General features: G+C 65.2%; 17 protein-coding genes and 1 tRNA gene. 13 read left to right on the top strand and 5 right to left on the bottom strand.

The window, feature by feature from the left end:
• Positions 1-97 precede the first annotated feature (97 nt).
• The 5 genes from ACGLHS_RS05865 to ACGLHS_RS05845 all read left to right on the top strand — a co-directional run bounded on the left by ACGLHS_RS05865 (position 98) and on the right by ACGLHS_RS05845 (position 2,673).
• Positions 98-523: an NfeD family protein gene (locus tag ACGLHS_RS05865; RefSeq protein ID WP_093239544.1), complete on the top strand. Its 426-nt coding sequence runs from the start codon at positions 98-100 to the stop codon at positions 521-523.
• A gap of 36 nt (positions 524-559) precedes the next feature.
• On the top strand, positions 560-1,489 hold the full coding sequence (locus ACGLHS_RS05860; protein WP_093239542.1) for an SPFH domain-containing protein: 930 nt from the start codon (positions 560-562) through the stop codon (positions 1,487-1,489).
• Between the two features lie 35 nt (positions 1,490-1,524).
• Positions 1,525-1,615, top strand: a tRNA-Ser gene (locus ACGLHS_RS05855).
• A gap of 212 nt (positions 1,616-1,827) precedes the next feature.
• Positions 1,828-2,184 (top strand): hypothetical protein, encoded by a 357-nt coding sequence (locus ACGLHS_RS05850; protein WP_394477690.1) that lies wholly within the window; start codon positions 1,828-1,830, stop codon positions 2,182-2,184.
• Between the two features lie 99 nt (positions 2,185-2,283).
• Positions 2,284-2,673, top strand: coding sequence for a response regulator (locus ACGLHS_RS05845; RefSeq protein WP_093239539.1), 390 nt, complete (start codon positions 2,284-2,286; stop codon positions 2,671-2,673).
• An 81-nt stretch (positions 2,674-2,754) separates the two neighbouring features.
• Here the strand turns inward: ACGLHS_RS05845 and ACGLHS_RS05840 are convergent, their stop codons facing one another.
• The 4 genes from ACGLHS_RS05840 to ACGLHS_RS05825 form a co-directional block, all read right to left on the bottom strand.
• Positions 2,755-3,963, bottom strand: a complete 1,209-nt coding sequence (locus ACGLHS_RS05840; protein ID WP_093239538.1) for a branched-chain amino acid ABC transporter substrate-binding protein — start codon at positions 3,961-3,963, stop codon at positions 2,755-2,757.
• A 136-nt stretch (positions 3,964-4,099) separates the two neighbouring features.
• Entirely contained in the window at positions 4,100-4,507 is a 408-nt protein-coding gene (locus ACGLHS_RS05835; RefSeq protein WP_394477687.1) for a hypothetical protein, read from the bottom strand.
• A 1-nt stretch (position 4,508) separates the two neighbouring features.
• Positions 4,509-4,949 carry a DNA polymerase III subunit chi gene (locus tag ACGLHS_RS05830; RefSeq protein ID WP_394477684.1) on the bottom strand — a complete coding sequence of 147 codons (441 nt, stop codon included), beginning with the start codon at positions 4,947-4,949 and terminating at the stop codon, positions 4,509-4,511.
• Positions 4,946-6,475, bottom strand: coding sequence for a leucyl aminopeptidase (locus ACGLHS_RS05825; RefSeq protein WP_394477682.1), 1,530 nt, complete (start codon positions 6,473-6,475; stop codon positions 4,946-4,948). The genes ACGLHS_RS05830 and ACGLHS_RS05825 overlap by 4 nt, the downstream gene beginning before the upstream one ends.
• Before the next feature lie 21 nt (positions 6,476-6,496).
• Between ACGLHS_RS05825 and lptF the strand changes: the two genes are divergently transcribed.
• From lptF to ACGLHS_RS05790, 7 genes are all read left to right on the top strand, one after another.
• Positions 6,497-7,627, top strand: coding sequence for an LPS export ABC transporter permease LptF (gene lptF / locus ACGLHS_RS05820; protein WP_093239532.1), 1,131 nt, complete (start codon positions 6,497-6,499; stop codon positions 7,625-7,627).
• Complete coding sequence (gene lptG / locus ACGLHS_RS05815; protein ID WP_093239530.1) at positions 7,624-8,733, top strand: LPS export ABC transporter permease LptG; 1,110 nt, start codon at positions 7,624-7,626, stop codon at positions 8,731-8,733. Before lptF ends, lptG begins: the two co-directional genes overlap by 4 nt.
• Positions 8,730-9,107, top strand: coding sequence for a sirohydrochlorin chelatase (locus tag ACGLHS_RS05810; RefSeq protein ID WP_394477679.1), 378 nt, complete (start codon positions 8,730-8,732; stop codon positions 9,105-9,107). Before lptG ends, ACGLHS_RS05810 begins: the two co-directional genes overlap by 4 nt.
• 63 nt (positions 9,108-9,170) lie before the next feature.
• Positions 9,171-10,112 carry a CysB family HTH-type transcriptional regulator gene (locus ACGLHS_RS05805; RefSeq protein WP_093239527.1) on the top strand — a complete coding sequence of 314 codons (942 nt, stop codon included), beginning with the start codon at positions 9,171-9,173 and terminating at the stop codon, positions 10,110-10,112.
• Between the two features lie 140 nt (positions 10,113-10,252).
• Positions 10,253-11,428 (top strand): pyridoxal phosphate-dependent aminotransferase, encoded by a 1,176-nt coding sequence (locus tag ACGLHS_RS05800; RefSeq protein ID WP_394477676.1) that lies wholly within the window; start codon positions 10,253-10,255, stop codon positions 11,426-11,428.
• 34 nt (positions 11,429-11,462) lie between these two features.
• Positions 11,463-11,843, top strand: coding sequence for a rard protein (locus tag ACGLHS_RS05795; protein ID WP_093239523.1), 381 nt, complete (start codon positions 11,463-11,465; stop codon positions 11,841-11,843).
• Between the two features lie 155 nt (positions 11,844-11,998).
• Positions 11,999-12,157: a DUF3309 family protein gene (locus ACGLHS_RS05790; protein WP_093239522.1), complete on the top strand. Its 159-nt coding sequence runs from the start codon at positions 11,999-12,001 to the stop codon at positions 12,155-12,157.
• 70 nt (positions 12,158-12,227) lie between these two features.
• Here the strand turns inward: ACGLHS_RS05790 and hrpA are convergent, their stop codons facing one another.
• Entirely contained in the window at positions 12,228-16,130 is a 3,903-nt protein-coding gene (gene hrpA, locus ACGLHS_RS05785; protein ID WP_394477672.1) for an ATP-dependent RNA helicase HrpA, read from the bottom strand.
• Between the two features lie 360 nt (positions 16,131-16,490).
• Here hrpA and ACGLHS_RS05780 point away from each other — a divergent pair, with 360 nt between their 5' ends.
• Positions 16,491-18,464, top strand: coding sequence for an AAA family ATPase (locus tag ACGLHS_RS05780; protein ID WP_394477670.1), 1,974 nt, complete (start codon positions 16,491-16,493; stop codon positions 18,462-18,464).
• Positions 18,465-18,495 lie beyond the last annotated feature (31 nt).

The raw sequence follows: 18,495 nt of genomic DNA, 5'->3' as shown, positions 1-18,495 counted from the left end.
GCCACTTCCGCAGGGAAAGTACCCCTACGTAACACAAGCGCATGAAACGCTATGCCTCAGAATGGCGCGGATCGAACGAGCATAAAGAGGAGTTGTCATGGCGAATTCCACCGTCTGGTGGCTGATAGCAGGCGCCGCCATCGTGGTCGAGCTGCTGTCCGGCACGGTCTACCTGTTGCTGCTGGCCGCCGGCTTTGCCGCCGCGGCCATCGCGGCGCACCTGGGTTTTGGCACCGTCACGCAGTTGCTGGTGGCCGCCGTCATCGGTGTGGGCGCCGTGCTGGTCTGGTATTCGATCCAGCGCAAGCGCCCGCCGGCACCGCCGACAGGCACGAACCGCGACGTGAACCTCGACATCGGCGAAAGCGTCTTCGTCGACGCGTGGAACCCCGACGGCACCGCCACCGTGCGCTATCGCGGCGCCCAATGGACCGTGGTGCCGCGCGCGGGCCGCGCACCCTCGACCGGCGAGCATCGCGTGGTCGAGATCATCGGCTCCCGTCTTGTCGTCGACAAGGTCTAGTCAGTCAGAACACAGAACCCGAAAAGGAAGCGCACCATGGAATTTTCCGTACCTCTCATCATCCTGGTCATCGCGATCATCTTCATCAGCCAGTCGGTCAAGTTCGTGCCGCAGCAAAACGCCTGGGTGCGCGAGCGCCTGGGCAAGTACCACGGCACCATGACGCCCGGGCCGAACTTCCTGATCCCGTTCATCGACCGGGTGGCCTACAAGCACAGCCTGAAGGAAATCCCGCTCGACGTGCCGAGCCAGATCTGCATCACGCGCGACAACACGCAGCTGCAGGTCGACGGCATCCTGTACTTCCAGGTGACCGACCCGATGCGCGCGAGCTACGGCTCGTCGAACTACATTGTGGCCGTGACGCAGCTCGCACAGACCTCGCTGCGCAGCGTGATCGGCAAGCTGGAGCTCGACAAGACCTTCGAGGAACGCGATGTCATCAATGCCCAGGTGGTGGCCGCCATCGACGAGGCCGCGCTCAACTGGGGCGTGAAGGTGCTGCGCTACGAAATCAAGGACCTGACGCCGCCCAAGGAAATCCTGCTGGCCATGCAGGCGCAGATCACGGCCGAGCGCGGCAAGCGCGCGCTGATTGCCGCATCGGAGGGTCGCCGCCAAGAGCAGATCAACATCGCCACTGGCGAGCGCGAGGCGTTCATCGCCCGCTCCGAGGGTGAAAAGCAGGCCCAGATCAACAACGCCCAGGGCGAGGCCGCTGCCATCACGGCCGTGGCCACGGCAACGGCGGACGCCATCGAACGCGTGGCTGCCGCCATCCGGCAGCCCGGCGGCGAGCAGGCCGTGCAGCTCAAGGTGGCCGAACGCGCCGTCGATGCCTACGGCAAGGTGGCCGCGGATTCCAAGACCACGCTGATCGTGCCGAGCAACATGACCGAGACCGCAGCGCTGATCTCTTCGGCCATGCGCATGATCCAGACTGGCAAAAGCTCCGGCCCAACCTGAAAACGGCCCGAAGCCACGCTACAATCGTGGGCTCAGGAGCGGTGGATGAGCGGTTTAAGTCGCACGCCTGGAAAGCGTGTGAGGGTTAATAGCCCTCCGCGGGTTCGAATCCCGCCTGCTCCGCCAGAGATTGATTGTTCGTAACCGTTCGCGAACATGCAGACAGCAAGAAGCCCAAGTCGCCACAAGCACTTGGGCTTTTTTGTTGCCCATGCTGTCCCTGCTGCCTGCAAGACAAGCGATGCGTTGCTTTGCAGCAACTGGGCATCGCAGGCACGGGCCCTTTCGTCTGGCGTACGATCCAAACGTTTTACTTTCAAGCCCGCAAAGGAACCTCGATGGCTGGACAACCCGAAACCTCGCCGCGTGGCACGACACCACTCGACAAGACGCTCGCCAAGAGCGAGCAGGTGGCCGCCGATGTGCAACGGGCATCGGACAACCTCGCCGTGGTGAGCACGGTGCTCGAACAGGAACTGCCCGACGAAGTCCAGGTCGGCGAAGTCGCGCAGGCCATCGAGCACACGAGCCAGCTCGAAGAAAAGCTGGCCAAGTCGGCCAAGAAGCTCGCCGAAGTGAATGCGGCCCTGAGCGAAGAGATCGAGAAGCGCCTCGAGGTGACCGCCGAACGCGACGAAAGCCAGGCGCTGGCCGAAAAGCTCAAGGCCAAGATCCGTTCCGACGGCACAGGCTGACCCCGGATTGCCCGCGGATCCCTCCGTCCGTATCCCTTCTCCTACGCTGCGGCGGCGCCAGGCACGCTACGCTATTGGTTCTCAAAGCGAAACCACGGCATGGCCCTCATCACGTTCCTCGTCGAGGACAACAAGACCATCAGGGATAACCTGGTCCCGGCCCTCGAGGATCTGGTCAATGGCCGTGTGGTCGGCTTCGCCGAAACCGAGTCCGACGCGCTCGAATGGCTGGCAGCCCATCCGGACGACTGGCAATTGCTGATCGTCGATCTCTTCCTGAAGGAAGGCTCCGGCCTTGGCGTCCTGGCCGGGCGCAAGTCGCGCAAGCCGGGCCAGCGCGTCGTGGTGCTGAGCAACTACGTCACGGGGGACATCCGGGCGCGCTGCGAGGCCCTGGGTGCCGACGCCGTGTTCGACAAGTCGCACGACCTCGACGCCTTCATAGAGTACTGCAACACCGACCGCCCTTCGGGCCTTGCCGCGCTCTGAGCCGGCTCAAACAGCAGGCATGAAAAAAGGGCCCGAGGGCCCTTTTCTCTTTGGCGGAAAACCGCCTGGTTGCAGATGCGATCAGCGCACCACGGCGATCTGCGTACGCACGCCACCCTTGTAGGTGTACAGCGTCAGTGCACCATTCTTGATGTCGCCCTTTTCGTCGAAGGCGATCGGGCCGGTCACGCCCTTGTACGAGATCTTGCCGACTTCAGGCAGGTACTTTGCCGGGTCCGAAGAACCAGCAGCGACCATCGCCTGGGCCAGCACGTTGACCGCGTCGTACACGTACGGTGCATAGATCTGCACGTCGACGCCGTTCTTGGTCTTGAATTTGGCCTTGAAGTCTTCCAGCGGCTGCTTGAAGTCGCCGTCGACACCGCCGGCTTCAGCGCACACCACCATGTCTTCGCCGATGGCATCGCCAGCCAGCTTCGGCAGTTCGCCGGTGCACAGGCCGTCGCCGCCCATGAACTTGACGTTCAGGCCGAGTTGCTTGACCTGCTTGAGCATCGGGCCGCCGACAGCGTCCATGCCGCCGAAGAACAGCACGTCAGGCTTGGAGGCCTTGAGCTTGGTCAGGATGGCGTTGAAGTCAGTCGACTTGTCGGTGGTGAATTCGTGGCCCACGATGGTCGCGCCAGCGGCCTTGGCCGACTTCTCGAATTCTTCGGCAACGCCCTGGCCGTAGGCCGTGCGGTCGTCGATCACGGCGATGTTCTTGCCCTTGAGGGTTTCGACGGCGTACTTGCCGAGCGTGCCACCCAGTTGCGTGTCGTCGGCCACCACGCGGAACGTGGTCTTGAAGCCTTGACGCGTGTACTTGGGGTTGGTTGCCGAGGGCGAGATCTGCGGAATGCCGGCGTCGCTGTACAGCTTCGAGGCGGGGATGGTGGTGCCCGAGTTCAGGTGACCGACCACGCCGTTGACCTTTTCGTCCACGAGCTTCTGGGCCACGGCCGTGCCCTGCTTCGGATCGCCTGCGTCGTCTTCAGCGACCAGTTCGAACTTGGCGACCTTGTCACCGATCTTGAGGCCCTTTGCATTCAGGTCTTCGATGGCCATCTTGGCGCCGAACTCGTTGTCCTTGCCCAAGTGGGCGATGGGACCGCTGGTAGGTGCCACGTGACCGATCTTGACGACCAGGGTGTCTCCGGCAGGTGCTGCAGGTGCGGGGGCCGCAGCCGTGGGCGCCGGCGTTGCCGCGGGTGCAGCAGCTTCTTCTTTCTTGCCGCAAGCCACAAGCGTGATTGCAGCCAGTGCGACCGCAGTCCATTTCAATTGCATGGGAACCTCCAGAACTTGGATGAAAAGAATAAAAAACCGGTCGTGTGATCCGGGCGCGCAGACCTCGCAAGTTTCGCGCCGCAGACCAGCGGCACCCTCACGCCCTTCCGACCTGCGGCGCAGTTTAGCCGAGGATTTACGCGCCGGAAGCTGGCGTAGACCCTGTGTTTTCGGAGAGTTCGGCGGCCATTGCCTCGATCACCAAAGCACGCAGGACGGCCTCGATTTCATTGCGCAAACGCGGCACCATTGCATCGAGTTGATGCTGAACGGCAGCTGACACGGTGTCGCTCAAACGCTCTTCCAGAGACAGGTCGACGCGCTGCAGCACACGGTGCAGAAGCTGCTCTTCGAGGCTGACGATTTCCGCTTGCGAAAGCTGGGCTGCGGGAGGCAAGGCAACGGCGCTCGCCAAGTCGGGCTGGGGCGTCGATGCGGCGGACGCACCCTGGAGCGCTTCGGCGGCGACGGGCTCCGCCGGGATCTCGAGCACCGTGGTCAGGGTGGGAACGAACCGGGGTGGCGTGCGCAGCGTACTGGCCATGTCAGGAGCTCTTTGCGAAGTCGTGCGGCTGGATGGTGTAGCCGCGATCGGCATAGTGGCGCCAGCGCGAGCGACCGACCTGTCGGTCGTTGGTCTCGTCGCTCACGATGTCGATGAGGCGCTCGTAGCGCTCGAAACCGGCAGGCACTTCGAGGCCGAGGTTCACCAGCATCTCGCGGTGCGGCAACGCCGCCGCATCGGCGCCGCCCACGGAAAGAACGACCGGCGAACGGGCCACCACATGGGCCGGTGCATCGCCGCGGCAATGCGCGACGAAGTCCACGGGCGACAGCTGCCAAAGGGCGGCATCCACTGCGTCCAGCATCTGCGGATCGCCGACGACCACCACGCGCAGGCCGCGCGCATTGACGGCCTTGCGAACCAGCCGGCAGGCATAGTTCAGCTTGTCGGGCGCGTTGTAGTGAAAGCCGATTTCCGTCACTTTGCGGACCGGGCCTTTCGAGCTGGCGCATCCGAAGCCTTTGAAGACGCCTTGCGTTCGGCCTTCGCGGCCTTGTCGGCCGCACCGCTGCTCGCGCGATTCGTCAGGTAGGACACCAGCAGGCCCACCGGTCGACCGGTCGAGCCCTTGGCCGCCCCGCTCTTCCACGCAGTGCCCGCGATGTCCAGGTGCGCCCATGGGAAGTCGCTGGCAAAACGCTGCAGGAACTTGGCGGCGGTGATTGCGCCACCGGCACGGCCCGCGATGTTGGCCACGTCGGCGAAGTTGCTCTTGAGGCCTTCGGCGTAGTCATCGTCGAGCGGCAGGCGCCAGCAGCGGTCTTGCGATGCCTCGCCAGCTGCTTCGAGCGCCGAGGCCAGCGTCTCGTCGCTTGAGAACAACCCGCTGCGCACACCGCCGAGCGCCACCACGCAGGCGCCAGTCAGCGTGGCGATGTCGATCACCGCGGCCGGATCGAAGCGCTTGGCGTAGGTCAGCGCATCGCACAGGATGAGCCGGCCTTCGGCGTCGGTGTTGAGCACCTCGATGGTCTGCCCGCTCATGCTGGTCACCACGTCGCCCGGCTTGACCGCGCGGCCGTCGTTCATGTTCTCGCACGAAGGAATGAGGCCGACGACATTGATCGCGGGCTGGATGTCGCCGAGCGCGCGGAAGGTGCCGAGCACGCTCGCGGCACCGCACATGTCGAACTTCATCTCGTCCATCTCGGCCGCCGGCTTGAGCGACACGCCGCCGGTATCGAAAGTGATGCCCTTGCCGACCAGCACGACAGGCGCCTGGTCTTTCGACGCGCCCTGATAGCGCAGCACGATGAAGCGCAGCGGCTCGGCCGAGCCCTGCGCCACGGCGGCGAACGAGCCCATGCCGAGCTTTTCGACTTCCTTCGGGCCGAGCACCTCGCACTTGATGCGGGGCAGCTTGGCGAGGTCCTTGGCGGCTTCGCCAAGCAGCGTGGGGGTGGCATGGTTGGCGGGCCGGTTGCCCCATTCCTTGGCCAGCTCGATGCCCGACACAGTGGCGCGGGCCTCGTTGAAAGCACCGCTCACGCCGGAAGCGTCGGCCACGCCGACGGTCAGATGGCGGATGCTGCGCGGCTCGGCTTTCGACTTGGTGGTGGTGTAGACATAACTGGCATCGGCCGCGGCCGTGACGGCGCCAGCCACCGCGGCGCCGTCCGCGGCCTGCGCGAACACCACGACCACCCGCTTCGGCCCCTGGGCCTTGACCGCATTGATTGCCGCGGCCACGCCGCTGCGCACCGACGCGAGCTTGCCGTCGCCGATGGCCGCGAACACGACGCGCGACGCCACGACGTCGTCGGGGCGGTACAGCGTGAGCAGCTTGCCGGCCTTGTCGGGCAGGTCGCCGGCCTTGCGGGCACTGGCGGCCAGCACGGAAAGCGGGTCTTTGGTGGTGAGGGGAGCGCTGCCGACGAGCACGATCAGGACATCGGATTTCTCGGCTGCAGCCTGGGCGACGGTGAGGGTCTTGAGTTGAAAGTCCATAATCCTTTTTTTCCTCGAACGATGTTATTCCATTCTTCCCTACGCAAGGAGCTGTCGCGCAGCTTCGGAGCGACCCTCGTGGTTCTGGTCACCATCGTGATGACCATGATGCTCATCCGTACCCTCGGGCTCGCGTCCAAGGGCAGTGTGAATCCGCAGGAGGTGTTCCTCGTGATGGCCTACACGGTGCTCGGCTACATGCCGACCATCCTGAGCCTGAGCCTGTTCATCGCCATCGTCGGGACGCTCTCGCGCATGTACCGCGACAGCGAAATGGTGATCTGGTTCTCCAGCGGACGCGGGCTGGTGGACTTCGTGAAGCCGCTGTTCCGCTTTGCCTGGCCGGTGCTGGTGCTGATCACCGCCATGGCGCTGATCGGCTGGCCATGGGCCAACTCGCAGACCATCGGCATGCGCCAGCAGTACGAGCAGCGCAGCGACATCGAACGCGTCTCGCCAGGAGAGTTCCGCGAGTCGGCCGGACGCATCCGCGTCTTCTTCGTCGACAAGGAAACGCCGGGCGATGCCACGGCCACGAACGTCTTCATCTGGTCGATGGAAACGCTCAAGCAGGTCACGACGTCGGCACGCAGCGGCCACATCGACACCATCGGCGATAGCAAGTACCTGATCCTGGAGAACGGCCAGCGGCTGGAGCGCCCCTTCACGCCGACCGAGCCCCTCAAGATCAGCGAGTTCAAGACCTACGGCACGCGCGCCGGCGGCAGTTCCGGCCTGACCGACAACACGACGCCACCGCGCGCCCTCAACACCCTTGCGCTTCTTCGCGAACCCAACGACGCCAACCTTGGCGAACTGGGCTGGCGCCTCGGCATGCTGCTGGCCGCCATCAATTTCGTGTTGCTGGCGCTGACGGTGTCCAGCGGCAACCCGCGCGTGGGCCGCAGCGGCAACATGGTGCTGGCGCTCTTCGCGTTCATTCTTTACTACAACATGCTCAACCTCGGGCAGAGCTGGGTCAGCGCCGGACGTTATGGCCTGGGCTCCTTCATGCTCCTGCTGCACGGCGGCGTGTTCCTCGCCGCCATGGTCTGGCTGACCTTGCGCAACAACAACTGGAGCCGCAAGAAGACGGTCCGCGCAAGCTTGCCGCAGACGCTCTCGCCTCCAAAGATCGACCCCACCTCGTGAAAACCATCCGACGCCTGATCTACGTCGAGGCACTGAAGGCCGTTGCCTTCGTGACGCTCGGCTTTCTGAGCCTGTTCTTCTTCTTCGACTTCGTCGACGAGCTTCAGTCCGTCGGCAGGCCGGAGAGCCTCGCCTACGGGCCGATGCAGGCGCTCATCTACGTCACGCTGATGATCCCGAACCACCTCTACGAGCTGCTGCCGATCACCGTGCTGATCGGCTGCATCTTCGTGATGGCGCGGCTCGCGCAGAGTTCGGAATACACCATCCTGCGCACCAGCGGCCTGGGGCCCTGGCGTGCGCTGCGCACGCTGCTGCTGCTGGGCATGGGCTTCGTCATCCTGACCTTTGCGGTCGGCGACTACGTGGCGCCGATCTCCGGCCGCACGGGCCAACTGATCAAGTCGCGCTACCAGGGGACCTATTCGTTCGTCGGCAACACCGGCGCCTGGCTCAAGGAGAAGCGCGACAACATGTCGTATGCGGTCAACGTGCTGTCGATTTCCCGCGACGGCGAACTTCGCAATGCGCGCATCTTCGAGTTCGACCCGAACGGCTACGTGAACAGGCAGCTGGCCGTCAGCAGCGCGCGCATCTACGACGGCCACTGGGTGCTGTCGGACATCGAGCAGCAGGACTACGACACGAGCGGCAAGAACGACACCGCCCACATCACCACCACCAAGATCCCGCAGATGGACTGGCCCACCTCGCTGACCGCCGAAATGGTGTCGGTCGCGCTGCTGCGGCCGGACCGCATGAGCACCATCGACCTGTTCGACTACATCCGCCATCTGGATGCCAACGGCCAGACCGCGCAGCGCTACGAGATCGAGTTCTGGCGCAAGGTGTTCTATCCGCTCTCGTGTCTGGTGATGGTGGTGCTCGCCCTGCCCTTTGCCTACCTGCACTTCCGCCAGGCCGGCATCACCACCTACGTGTTCGGCGGCGTGATGATCGGCATCAGCTTCTTCCTGCTGAACAACGTGTTCGGCTACCTCGGCAATCTCAGCAACTGGTCGCCATGGCTGACAGCCGCCGCGCCGGGGATGATCTATTCGGTGATGTCGTTGACAGCCTTCAGCTGGCTGGTCTTGCGAAGATGACCCCCGCCGGATCGGTGCTGGGCATCGTCCTGCTGGCACATGGTTCACGCGACGAGCGCTGGCGCCAGCCGATCGAGGCCGTGGCCGCGCGCGTGTGCCAGTACGCGCCCGACGCCCGCGTGACCTGCGCCTACATGGAACTGGCCACGCCCGACCTGCCGACGGCAACCGCCGCGCTGATTGCCAGCGGCGCGCGTGCCATCCGCGTGATCCCGCTGTTCCTGGGCATGGGCAAGCACGCACGCGAAGACCTCCCGTTGCAGATCGAGGCGCTGCGGCAGCGCTGGCCCGACATCGACTTCACGCTCGCCCGCATCGTGGGTGAAGAGCCCGAACTGGTCGACCTGCTGGCCAAAATTGCCATCAAATCCTGAACATCCGGCAATTTCGATAGATTCCGAAGGCATAATGAATTCCGCAATAAGACGGAATTTGATATGAATCTGCATCAGTTCAAGTTTGTTCAGGAAGCCGTGCGGCGCAACCTGAACCTCACCGAGGCGGCCAAGGCGCTGCATACCTCGCAACCGGGCGTCTCCAAGGCGATCATCGAACTCGAGGAAGAGCTGGGCGTCGAAATCTTCGCCCGCCACGGCAAGCGGCTCAAGCGCGTGACCGAACCGGGCCAGCATGTCATCGCCAGCATCGAGCTGATCATGCGGGAGGTCGGCAACCTCAAGCGCATCGGCGAACAGTTCAGCGCACAAGACAGCGGCACCCTTTCGATTGCCACCACCCACACCCAGGCCCGCTACGTGTTGCCGGTGCCCGTGGCCAACCTGCGCGAGGCGTACCCGAAGGTCAACGTCAGCCTGCACCAGGGCTCGCCCGACCAGGTGGCGCGCATGGTGATCGACGAGATCGCCGAGATCGGCATCGCCACCGAATCGCTCGACGGCTATGCCGAGCTGGTGACGCTGCCCTGCTACGAATGGCAGCACGTGCTGGTGCTGCCCAAGGACCATCCGCTGGCGGCCAAGGAGCGGGTGTCGCTCGAAGACCTGGCGAGCGAACCGATCATTACGTACCACCCGTCGTTCACCGGCCGCACGCGCATCGACCACGCCTTCGCGCAGAAGAAGCTCACGCCGCGCATCGCGCTCGAGGCGATCGATTCCGATGTGATCAAGACCTACGTGCGCCTCGGCTTGGGCGTCGGCATCGTGGCCGAAATGGCGGTACGCGACGAGTCGAATGCCGACCTCGTGGTGCGCCCGATGGGCCATGTGTTCGGCCAAAATATTGCGCGTGTCGCCTTCAAGCGCAGCGCCTACCTGCGCAACTTCGTCTTCAAGTTCGCAGAGCTGCTGTCCGACCGGCTCGACCGCAACCTGATCGCCAAGGCCCTGAGCGGCCATCAACAAGACTACGAGCTATAGGATCACCCCCAGTCTTCGCGCACTTCGTGTCGCTACGCCAACCCCCTTCCAGGGGGCAACACCTGCGGCCCGGCAAAGCCGGTTCCGCGGTGTTCCACGAAGGAGTGCGAGGCGGCAGAACATCCGAACCCACGACCACCATGAGTACCGCTCTTTCTTCTCCCCGCACGCCCGAGATCACCACCAAGCTGCCGGCTGTCGGCACCACCATCTTCACGGTCATGTCGACGCTGGCCGTCGAGAAGAACGCGGTCAACCTGGGCCAGGGCTTTCCGGATTTCAACTGCGATCCGAAGCTGCTCGAAGACGTGACGGCCGCCATGGCCGCGGGCCATAACCAGTACCCGCCGATGCCCGGCATCCCGGCACTGCGCGATGCCATCTCGGCCAAGATCTCGGCGCTCTATGGCCACAGCTACAGCGCGGCCACCGAGATTACCGTCACCGCCGGCGCCACGCAGGCCATCATCACGGCCATCCTCGCCATCGTGCGGCCGGGCGACGAAGTGATCGTGCTGGAGCCCTGCTACGACAGCTACGTGCCCAACATCGACCTGGCCGGTGGCCGCGTGGTGCGCGTGCCGCTGGTGCCCGGCACCTTCCGCCCCGACTTCGACAAGATTGCCGCCGCGCTCACGCCGCGCACGCGCGCGATCATCATCAACACGCCGCACAACCCGAGCGCCACGGTCTGGACCGAAGCCGAGATGCGCAAGCTCGAAGAGCTGCTCGCGCCGACCGACGTGTTCGTGATCGCCGACGAGGTCTACGAGCACATGGTCTTCGACCAGGCGCGGCACGAGAGCGTGGCCCGCTACCCCGGCCTGGCGGCGCGCAGCTTCATCGTGAGCAGCTTCGGCAAGACCTACCACGTCACCGGCTGGAAGGTAGGCTTCGTGGCCGCGCCAGCGCCGCTGATGGCCGAGTTCCGCAAGGTGCACCAGTTCAATGTGTTCACCGTCAACACGCCGATGCAGCACGCGCTGGCGCGCTACATGGCCGACCCGAAGCCGTACCTCGAGCTGCCGGCCTTCTACCAGCGCAAGCGCGACCTGTTCGCCACCGGCCTGGCCGAGAAGACGCGCTTCAAGCTGCTGCGCAGCGAAGGCAGCTACTTCCAGTGCGTCGACATTTCGGCCGTGAGCGATCTGTCCGAGGCCGATTTCTGCCTCTGGCTCACCAGCGAGATCGGCGTGGCGGCGATTCCGCTGTCGGCCTTCTACGGCGATGGCTTCGACCAGCGCGTGGTGCGCTTCTGCTTCGCCAAGAAAGACGAGACGCTGATCGCCGCGCTGGACCGGCTCGCGCGGCTCTGACATCGGCAACCGCCCTGCGGCAGGCAACACCGGCATGACGATGAATCGTCCGCGTTGGGTCTTGCTGCTGCTGGGGGCGTCTTTCTTCGTCGCGGGCGTGGCAGATGCATTCCTTCCGCCGCTGCGGGGCAAGGACTACACCGTGGTCGATGTCGTCCATGCCTTCGTCATCGGGGCGCTCTGCTACACGTGGTGCAGGGCCGAAGCGCTGGCACGCGGCGTCGTCCCGCCCGGCCGCTCGGCGCTGGTCGCCGGCCTCTTCCCGTTGCTGGGTCTACCGATCTACTTCTTCCGTACGCGCCCCTGGCGACTCGCCCTGGTGGCCACGCTGTGGGCGCTCGGTTTTCTGCTCGCGGGCCTCCTGCTCTCGGCCGCCGGCACCTTGCTGACCGAGCAGGTGCTGGTCCGAAGATAGGCCTCGCGATACTGCGCCTGCCTGCAAGCGAGCCGGCAAAGCGCCGACACCACAGTAGGACGGCCCTGACCGTCGGAGGGCCGCCCCTCCCGCGCTTCATGCGCCTGGAGACGATGAGCATCAAGGCTCGTCACAACAACATCCCAGGAGAAAACATGTCGCTCTCGTTCATTCTGTTGATCGTCCTGATCCTGATATTGATAGGCGCACTGCCGAGCTGGGGCTACAGCCGGTCGTGGGGCTACGGGCCCAGCGGCGGCCTGGGGCTGGTGGTGCTGATCGTGGTGATCCTCGTGCTCATGGGGCGCATATAGGCCCATCGCATCTGCCCAAAGAAAAAGCCCGCAGTGCGGGCTTTTTCTTTGTCTTGCGGCAGCGACCCCGTCAGGCCTGCAGCTGCGCCCAGGCCTTGTCCAGCCGCTTCACGCTCACGGGCTGCGGCGTGCGCAGCTCCTGCGCGAAGAAGCTCACGCGCAGCTCTTCGAGCAGCCAGCGGAACTCGAGCATGCGGTCGTCCACCACGCCCTTGCGCTCCGCCACCAGGCGCCAATAGCGCTGGTCCTGCGGGCGCAGTTCGGACAGCTTGGCGGTGTCGCGCGCAGGGTCGGCGCGCAGCTTGTCGAGCCGCAGCACGATCGCCTTCAGGTAGCGCGCGAAGTGCTGCAGCTGCGTCCAGGGCGCATCGGCGATGAAGCGCTTGCCGATCAGGCGTTGCAGTTGCTGCGCGGCGTCCTGCACGGCTTCGGGCTGAATCTTCGTGTCCTTGATCTTGCGTGCGGCGGCGGCGTACTCGACGAGGATGATCGACGCGAGCCGCGCCACCTCGTTGGCGATCAGCGTGAGGCGGCCCCGGCCCTCTTCGAGCCGCTTCTTGAAGGCGAACTCGTCGGTGGGCAGCGGCTCCTGCAGGAACGCACGGTCGATCGCTACGTCAATGATCTGGGTGCGCAATTCTTCGGACGTACCGAGCGGCATGTAGGCCACCGACATCTTCTGCAAGTCGGGAATGTTCTTCTCGAGGTACTTGAGCGCGTCTTTCAGCTGCAGCGCGAACAGACGGCGCAGACCGGCGCGGTGCTTGGCGGCGGCCACAGCCGGCTCATCGAACACCTCGATGGTCACGGCGTCGCCTTCATCGCGCAACGCAGGGAAGCCGATCAACGACTGCGAGCCACGGCGCACTTCCATCAGCTCGGGCAGCTCGCCGAAAGTCCAGGTCGTGTAGCGCTGGCCTGCGGGCAAGGCCGCGACGGCTGGCTCGGCCGCGGCATTCTTCTTCGCGCTTGCCTGCGGCTGCCCATCTGCCGAAGCCGCCGTCTTCTTCTCGGGCGACGCCTTGACGTTGAGCCCCGCCAGCGCCTGGAACGCACCGCGTGCCTGCGCACCCAGCTCCGCCTTCAGCGCACCAAGATTGCGCCCCATGCCGAGCTGCCGCCCATGCTCGTCGATCACGCGCAGGTTCATGAACAGGTGCGGCGGCAGCATGTCGAGCTTGAAGTCGGCGCGCTTCACGTCGATGCTCGTCATGTCGCGCACGCGCTTGAGCAGCACGTCGGTCAGTGAGCCTGTACCGAACAGTTCGGGCACAGACAGCGCCTCGGCCAGCTTCGACGCCGACTCGGGCAGCGGCACCAGCCGCGAACGCGGGCGCTGCGGCAGGCTCTTGAGCAGCGCCTGGATCTTGTCCTTGAGCATGCCGGTCACGAGCCACTCGCAGCGCTCTTCGCTCACCTGATTGAGCACGAACAGCGGCACGCTGACCGTCAGGCCGTCTTTCGCGTCGCCGGGCTCGTGCAGGTAGCTGGCGGCGCAGTCAACGCCGCCGAGCCTCAAGGTCGGCGGGAACGACTGCGTCGTGATGCCCGCCGCCTGATGGCGCATCAGCTCGTCGCGCGTCAGGTACAGCAGGCGCGGCTGTTCTCTCGAGGTATGGCGATACCAGTTCTCGAAGGTGATGCCGCTGGCCACGTCGGCCGGCAGTTGCGCGTCGTAGAAGGCAAAGATCAGTTCGTCGTCGACCAGCACGTCTTGCCGGCGCGACTTGTGCTCCAGCCCCTCGACCTCGCGCACCAGCTTGCGGTTGGCTGTGAGAAACGGGAACTTGCTTTCCCACTGGCCGCCGACCAGCGCTTCACGGATGAAGATCTCGCGCGCCGCGACCGGATCGACTTTGGTGAAGTCAACGCGGCGCCCGCTGTAGACCACCAGCCCGTAGAGCGTGGCCCGTTCCAGCGCGGAAACCTGCGCGCCCTTCTTCTCCCAATGCGGATCGAGCAGCTGCTTCTTCAGCAGATGGCCTGCCACCTGCTCCAGCCACTGCGGCTCGATGTTGGCGATGCCACGCCCGAACAGACGCGTGGTCTCGACCAGTTCGGCCGCAACGATCCAGCGGCCGGGCTTCTTCTTCAGGTGCGCGCCGGGGTGCTTGTAGAACTTGATGCCGCGCGCACCGAGGTAGGCCTCGTCGTCTTCCAGCTTCCAGCCGATGTTGCCCAGCAGGCCCGCGAGCATCGACAGGTGCAGCGGCTCGTAGCCCGCAGGCTCGGCATTGATGCGCCACTTGTGCTCGGTCACCACCGTGAGCAGCTGCGAATGGATGTCGCGCCATTCGCGCACGCGGCGGATGTTGATGAAGTTCTGCCGCAGCAACTGCTCGTACTGGCGGTTGCTGAGCTTGTGCGTGTCGCCGTGGCCGCCGCGCGCGTCGGCGATCCATTTCCACAACCGCAGGTAGCCGCTGAATTCGCTCTTCTCGTCGTCGAACTTCGAATGCGCCTGGTCGGCCTGCTGCTGGGCTTCCATGGGCCGGTCGCGCACGTCCTGCACGCTGAGGGCGGAGGCGATGACCAGCACTTCTTCGAGCGCACCGCGCGTGCGGGCCTCCAAGATCATGCGGCCCACGCGTGGATCGAGTGGCAGCTTGGCCAGCTCGGCACCGGTGGCCGTGAGTTCGTTGGCGTCGTCGACTGCGCCCAGTTCATTAAGCAACTGGTAGCCATCGGCAATGGCGCGCGGCGATGGCGCTTCGAGAAACGGAAAGCGCGCCACGTCGCCCAGCCGCAGCGACTTCATGCGCAGGATCACGCCTGCGAGTGAGGAGCGCAGGATTTCCGGATCGGTGAAGCGCGGGCGGCCTTCGAAATCTTTCTCGTCGTAGAGCCGGATACAGATGCCGTTGGCCACGCGGCCGCAACGGCCCGCACGCTGGTTGGCCGCGGCCTGGCTGATCGGCTCGACCAGCAGCTGCTCGACCTTGCTGCGGAAGCTGTATCGCTTGACGCGCGCCGTGCCGGTATCGATCACGTAGCGGGTGCCCGGCACAGTGAGCGAGGTCTCGGCCACGTTGGTGGCGAGCACGATGCGGCGGCCCGTATGGCTGTCGAAGATGCGGTCTTGCTCAGGGCCTGAGAGACGCGCGAACAGCGGCAGCACCTCGGCATTGCGCAGCAATGGCTGGTGGCTCAGGTGGCGGCGCAGATGGTCGGCAGCCTCGCGGATTTCGCGCTCGCCGGGGAGGAAGACGAGGATGTCGCCCGCGTTGTGCGGGTCGCGCCAGAGTTCGTCGACGGCATCGGCAATTGCGTCGTTCAGGTCATGCTCGCGCGATTCCTCGAACGGGCGATAGCGCTGCTCCACCGGGAAGGTGCGGCCCGACACGTAGATGATCGGTGCCGGCCCCTTGGCCGAGGCAAAGTGCTGCGCGAAGCGGTCGGCATCGATGGTCGCCGAGGTCACGATCACCTTCAGGTCGGGACGGCGCGGAAGAATCTCGCGCAAGTAGCCGAGCAGAAAGTCGATGTTCAGCGAGCGCTCGTGGGCCTCGTCGATGATGAGCGTGTCGTAGGCCTTGAGCAGCGGATCGGTCTGCGTCTCCGCGAGCAGGATGCCGTCGGTCATGAGCTTGACCGAGGCGTCGCGGCTCAAACGGTCCTGGAAGCGCACCTTGAAGCCGACCACGTCGCCCAGCGGCGTCTTGAGCTCTTCGGCGATGCGCTTGGCCACTGAGCTCGCGGCAATGCGGCGCGGCTGCGTGTGGCCGATCAGCCGGCCCTTGCCCGGTTCCGCATTGAGCTTGCCGCGGCCAAGAGCCAGCGCAATCTTCGGCAGCTGAGTGGTCTTGCCCGAGCCTGTTTCACCGCAAACGATCACGACCTGGTTCGCCAGGATGGCGGCCATGATTTCGTCGCGCCTGCCCGAGACAGGGAGCGATTCGGGGAATTCGATGCGAAGGGGTGTCGTGGTCGTCAAGGGAAGGCAGTCGTCGTCGGTCGCGTGCGCCGCCAGCATGAGGGCAGGCAGGCAAACCGTCGATTATCGGCGGCCACCGCGGTTGTTGCACGACATCCACAGCGCGCGGCTTCGTTGCAACACGCGGCGTAAATAGTCTTTACTCCACCGCAAACCGCCACTACGATCGCACCCCATGTCCTATCGCCTTGCCCCCACCACCTTGCGCCGTCGCTGCGCAAGCCATGCGCCCGCCGCGCATGGAAGGGTCAAGTTGCCTCGCCCGGCCTGAAGCCCGCGCCCTTGTGCGCGCTTCGAGCACAGAAGCGCCGCAACTGAATCCCACAGCGTCTGCCCGCCGTGTCCTTCGCCTCGAAGGAGCGGCCGCTTTTTCGTACCTGTTCGTTTCATAAAAAAATCATGTCCAAAGACATTCATTCCGACCTGCATGCCCAGCTGGCAGAGCGCACGCGGCACCTGCAGACCGTCGCCGAGGCGCTGAAGACCGAGCTCTTCGGCATCGACGACATCATCGATCGCGTGATCGATTCGCTGCGCGCCTGGTATGTGCTGCCCCAGCTCATCAGCCGCCCCGTCATCGTCTGCCTCTGGGGCCTGACCGGCACCGGCAAGACGCAGCTGGTGCGCAAGCTCGCGCAGCACCTGGGCTTCTACGACCGCTTCATCGAAGTGCAGATGGACGGCTTCAGCCACGGCTCGGGCTACCACAGCCGCGGCTCGATCTCGGCCATGCTGGCCGAGTCGGGCATTGCCGAGGGCACGCCGGGCATCCTGGTGCTCGACGAGTTCCAGCGCTTTCGCACCGTCGACAACGGCGGCCACGACGCCAAAGTCGAGCGCTACCAGGACGTGTGGGCGCTGCTGTCCGATGGCCGCCTGCCGCCCGCGCTGTCGATGCTGGGCGAGATCGAATCGTCGCTCGCCCAGGCCGAGTTCGTGCAGGACCGCGACGGCGCCGCCGACAAGAAGAAGGACGGCAAGAAGCGCAAGCTGCACCTGTCGCCCTGGGAGGCACGCGAAGTGAAGCGCTGCCTGAAGCTGTCCGAAACCCTGCTGCAGATCATGGCGTGGAAGCCCGCCGAGGTGCACGCGCGCCTGCGCGCCTTCCGCGACACGCAGCAGAGCTGGGAGACCGATTACAGCAAGCTGCTGGTGTTCGTCTCGGGCAACCTCGACGAGATGTACGCCGAGACGGCCCAGCGCGTCGAAGACTGCGACACCGACGCCGACATCTTCCATGCGCTGACCAAGAAGCTCTCGGTCATCGACGTCAAGAAAGCGCTGGCCGAGCGCTTTCGCCCCGAGCAGATCGCGCGCCTTGGCAACAACCACGTGATCTACCCCTCGTTCAACCGCGCGACCTACGTGCGCCTGATCCTGTCGATCTGCGACCGCTACGTGGCCGAGATCCAGGAGAGCTCGGGCGTGCGCTTCGTGCTCGACGCCAGCGTGTACGAGCAGATCTACGCCAACGCCGTGTTCCCGGCGCAGGGCACGCGCCCGCTGTTCTCGTCGATCCACGCGATCCTGAGCGCGACGCTGGTCAACGCCGCACTGTGGGCGCTGGAGCACGGCGCCAACGGCAGCGAGCCGGTGTGGCTGACGCTGGACCCCGGCGTCCCGTGCATCGCGGCCAAGTACCGCAAGGCGCGACGACAGTTCCCGATCGCGCTGGAACTCAACCGCCTCAAGCAGCGTTCGAGCGAAGACTTTCGCGCCCTGCTCGCCGTGCACGAGGCAGGCCACGGCGTGATCTACGGCGTGCTGTTCGGCCGCGCGCCGCAAGAGATCAAGATCAACGTGGCCTCGTTCGAAGGCGGCTACAACAGCTACGAGCAGCGCAAGACCTGGTCGAAGGAGAACCTGCGCGACCGCATCTGCGTGAGCCTGGCGGGCCGTGCGGCCGAGCAACTGGTGTTCGGCGAGCAGGCCTGCACCTCGGGTGCGTCGCAGGACTTCATGCAGGCCACGTCGAACGCCGCGCAGTACGTGCGCCACTTCGCCTTCGGCACGCGCCTGAGCCGCACCGACGTCGCCAACGACCCGAACGACAACCTGAACACCGATCTGGAGGCCACCAACCCCGAGATCGAGGCCCTGCTGGCGCAGGAGCATGCGCGCGCGCTGGCGCTGCTCAAGACGCACACGCCGGCGCTGATGGCGGTGGTCGACGCGCTGATGCGCGAGGGCTCGATCGCGCCCGCCGAACTGGCGGCCATGCTCGGCCTGCCGGCATCCGCGCCCGGCGAGTCGACCGACGCCTACGCTGCGCTGCTGGCGGACTTCCGTTCGCAGGTGGCCGCCCTTCCGGCACCGGCCCGCGCCAGGGGTCCGAAGGCCAGTGCGGCCCGGGTGCTCAAGGCGCTGGCCTGAGTCAGGCAAATCTCATTGCATGAATGCACAA

It is taken from the genome of Variovorax sp. VaC1 (genome assembly GCF_043658315.1).
Lineage (GTDB): Bacteria > Pseudomonadota > Gammaproteobacteria > Burkholderiales > Burkholderiaceae_C > Variovorax.
This window is presented reverse-complemented; position numbering and strand designations above follow the sequence as displayed.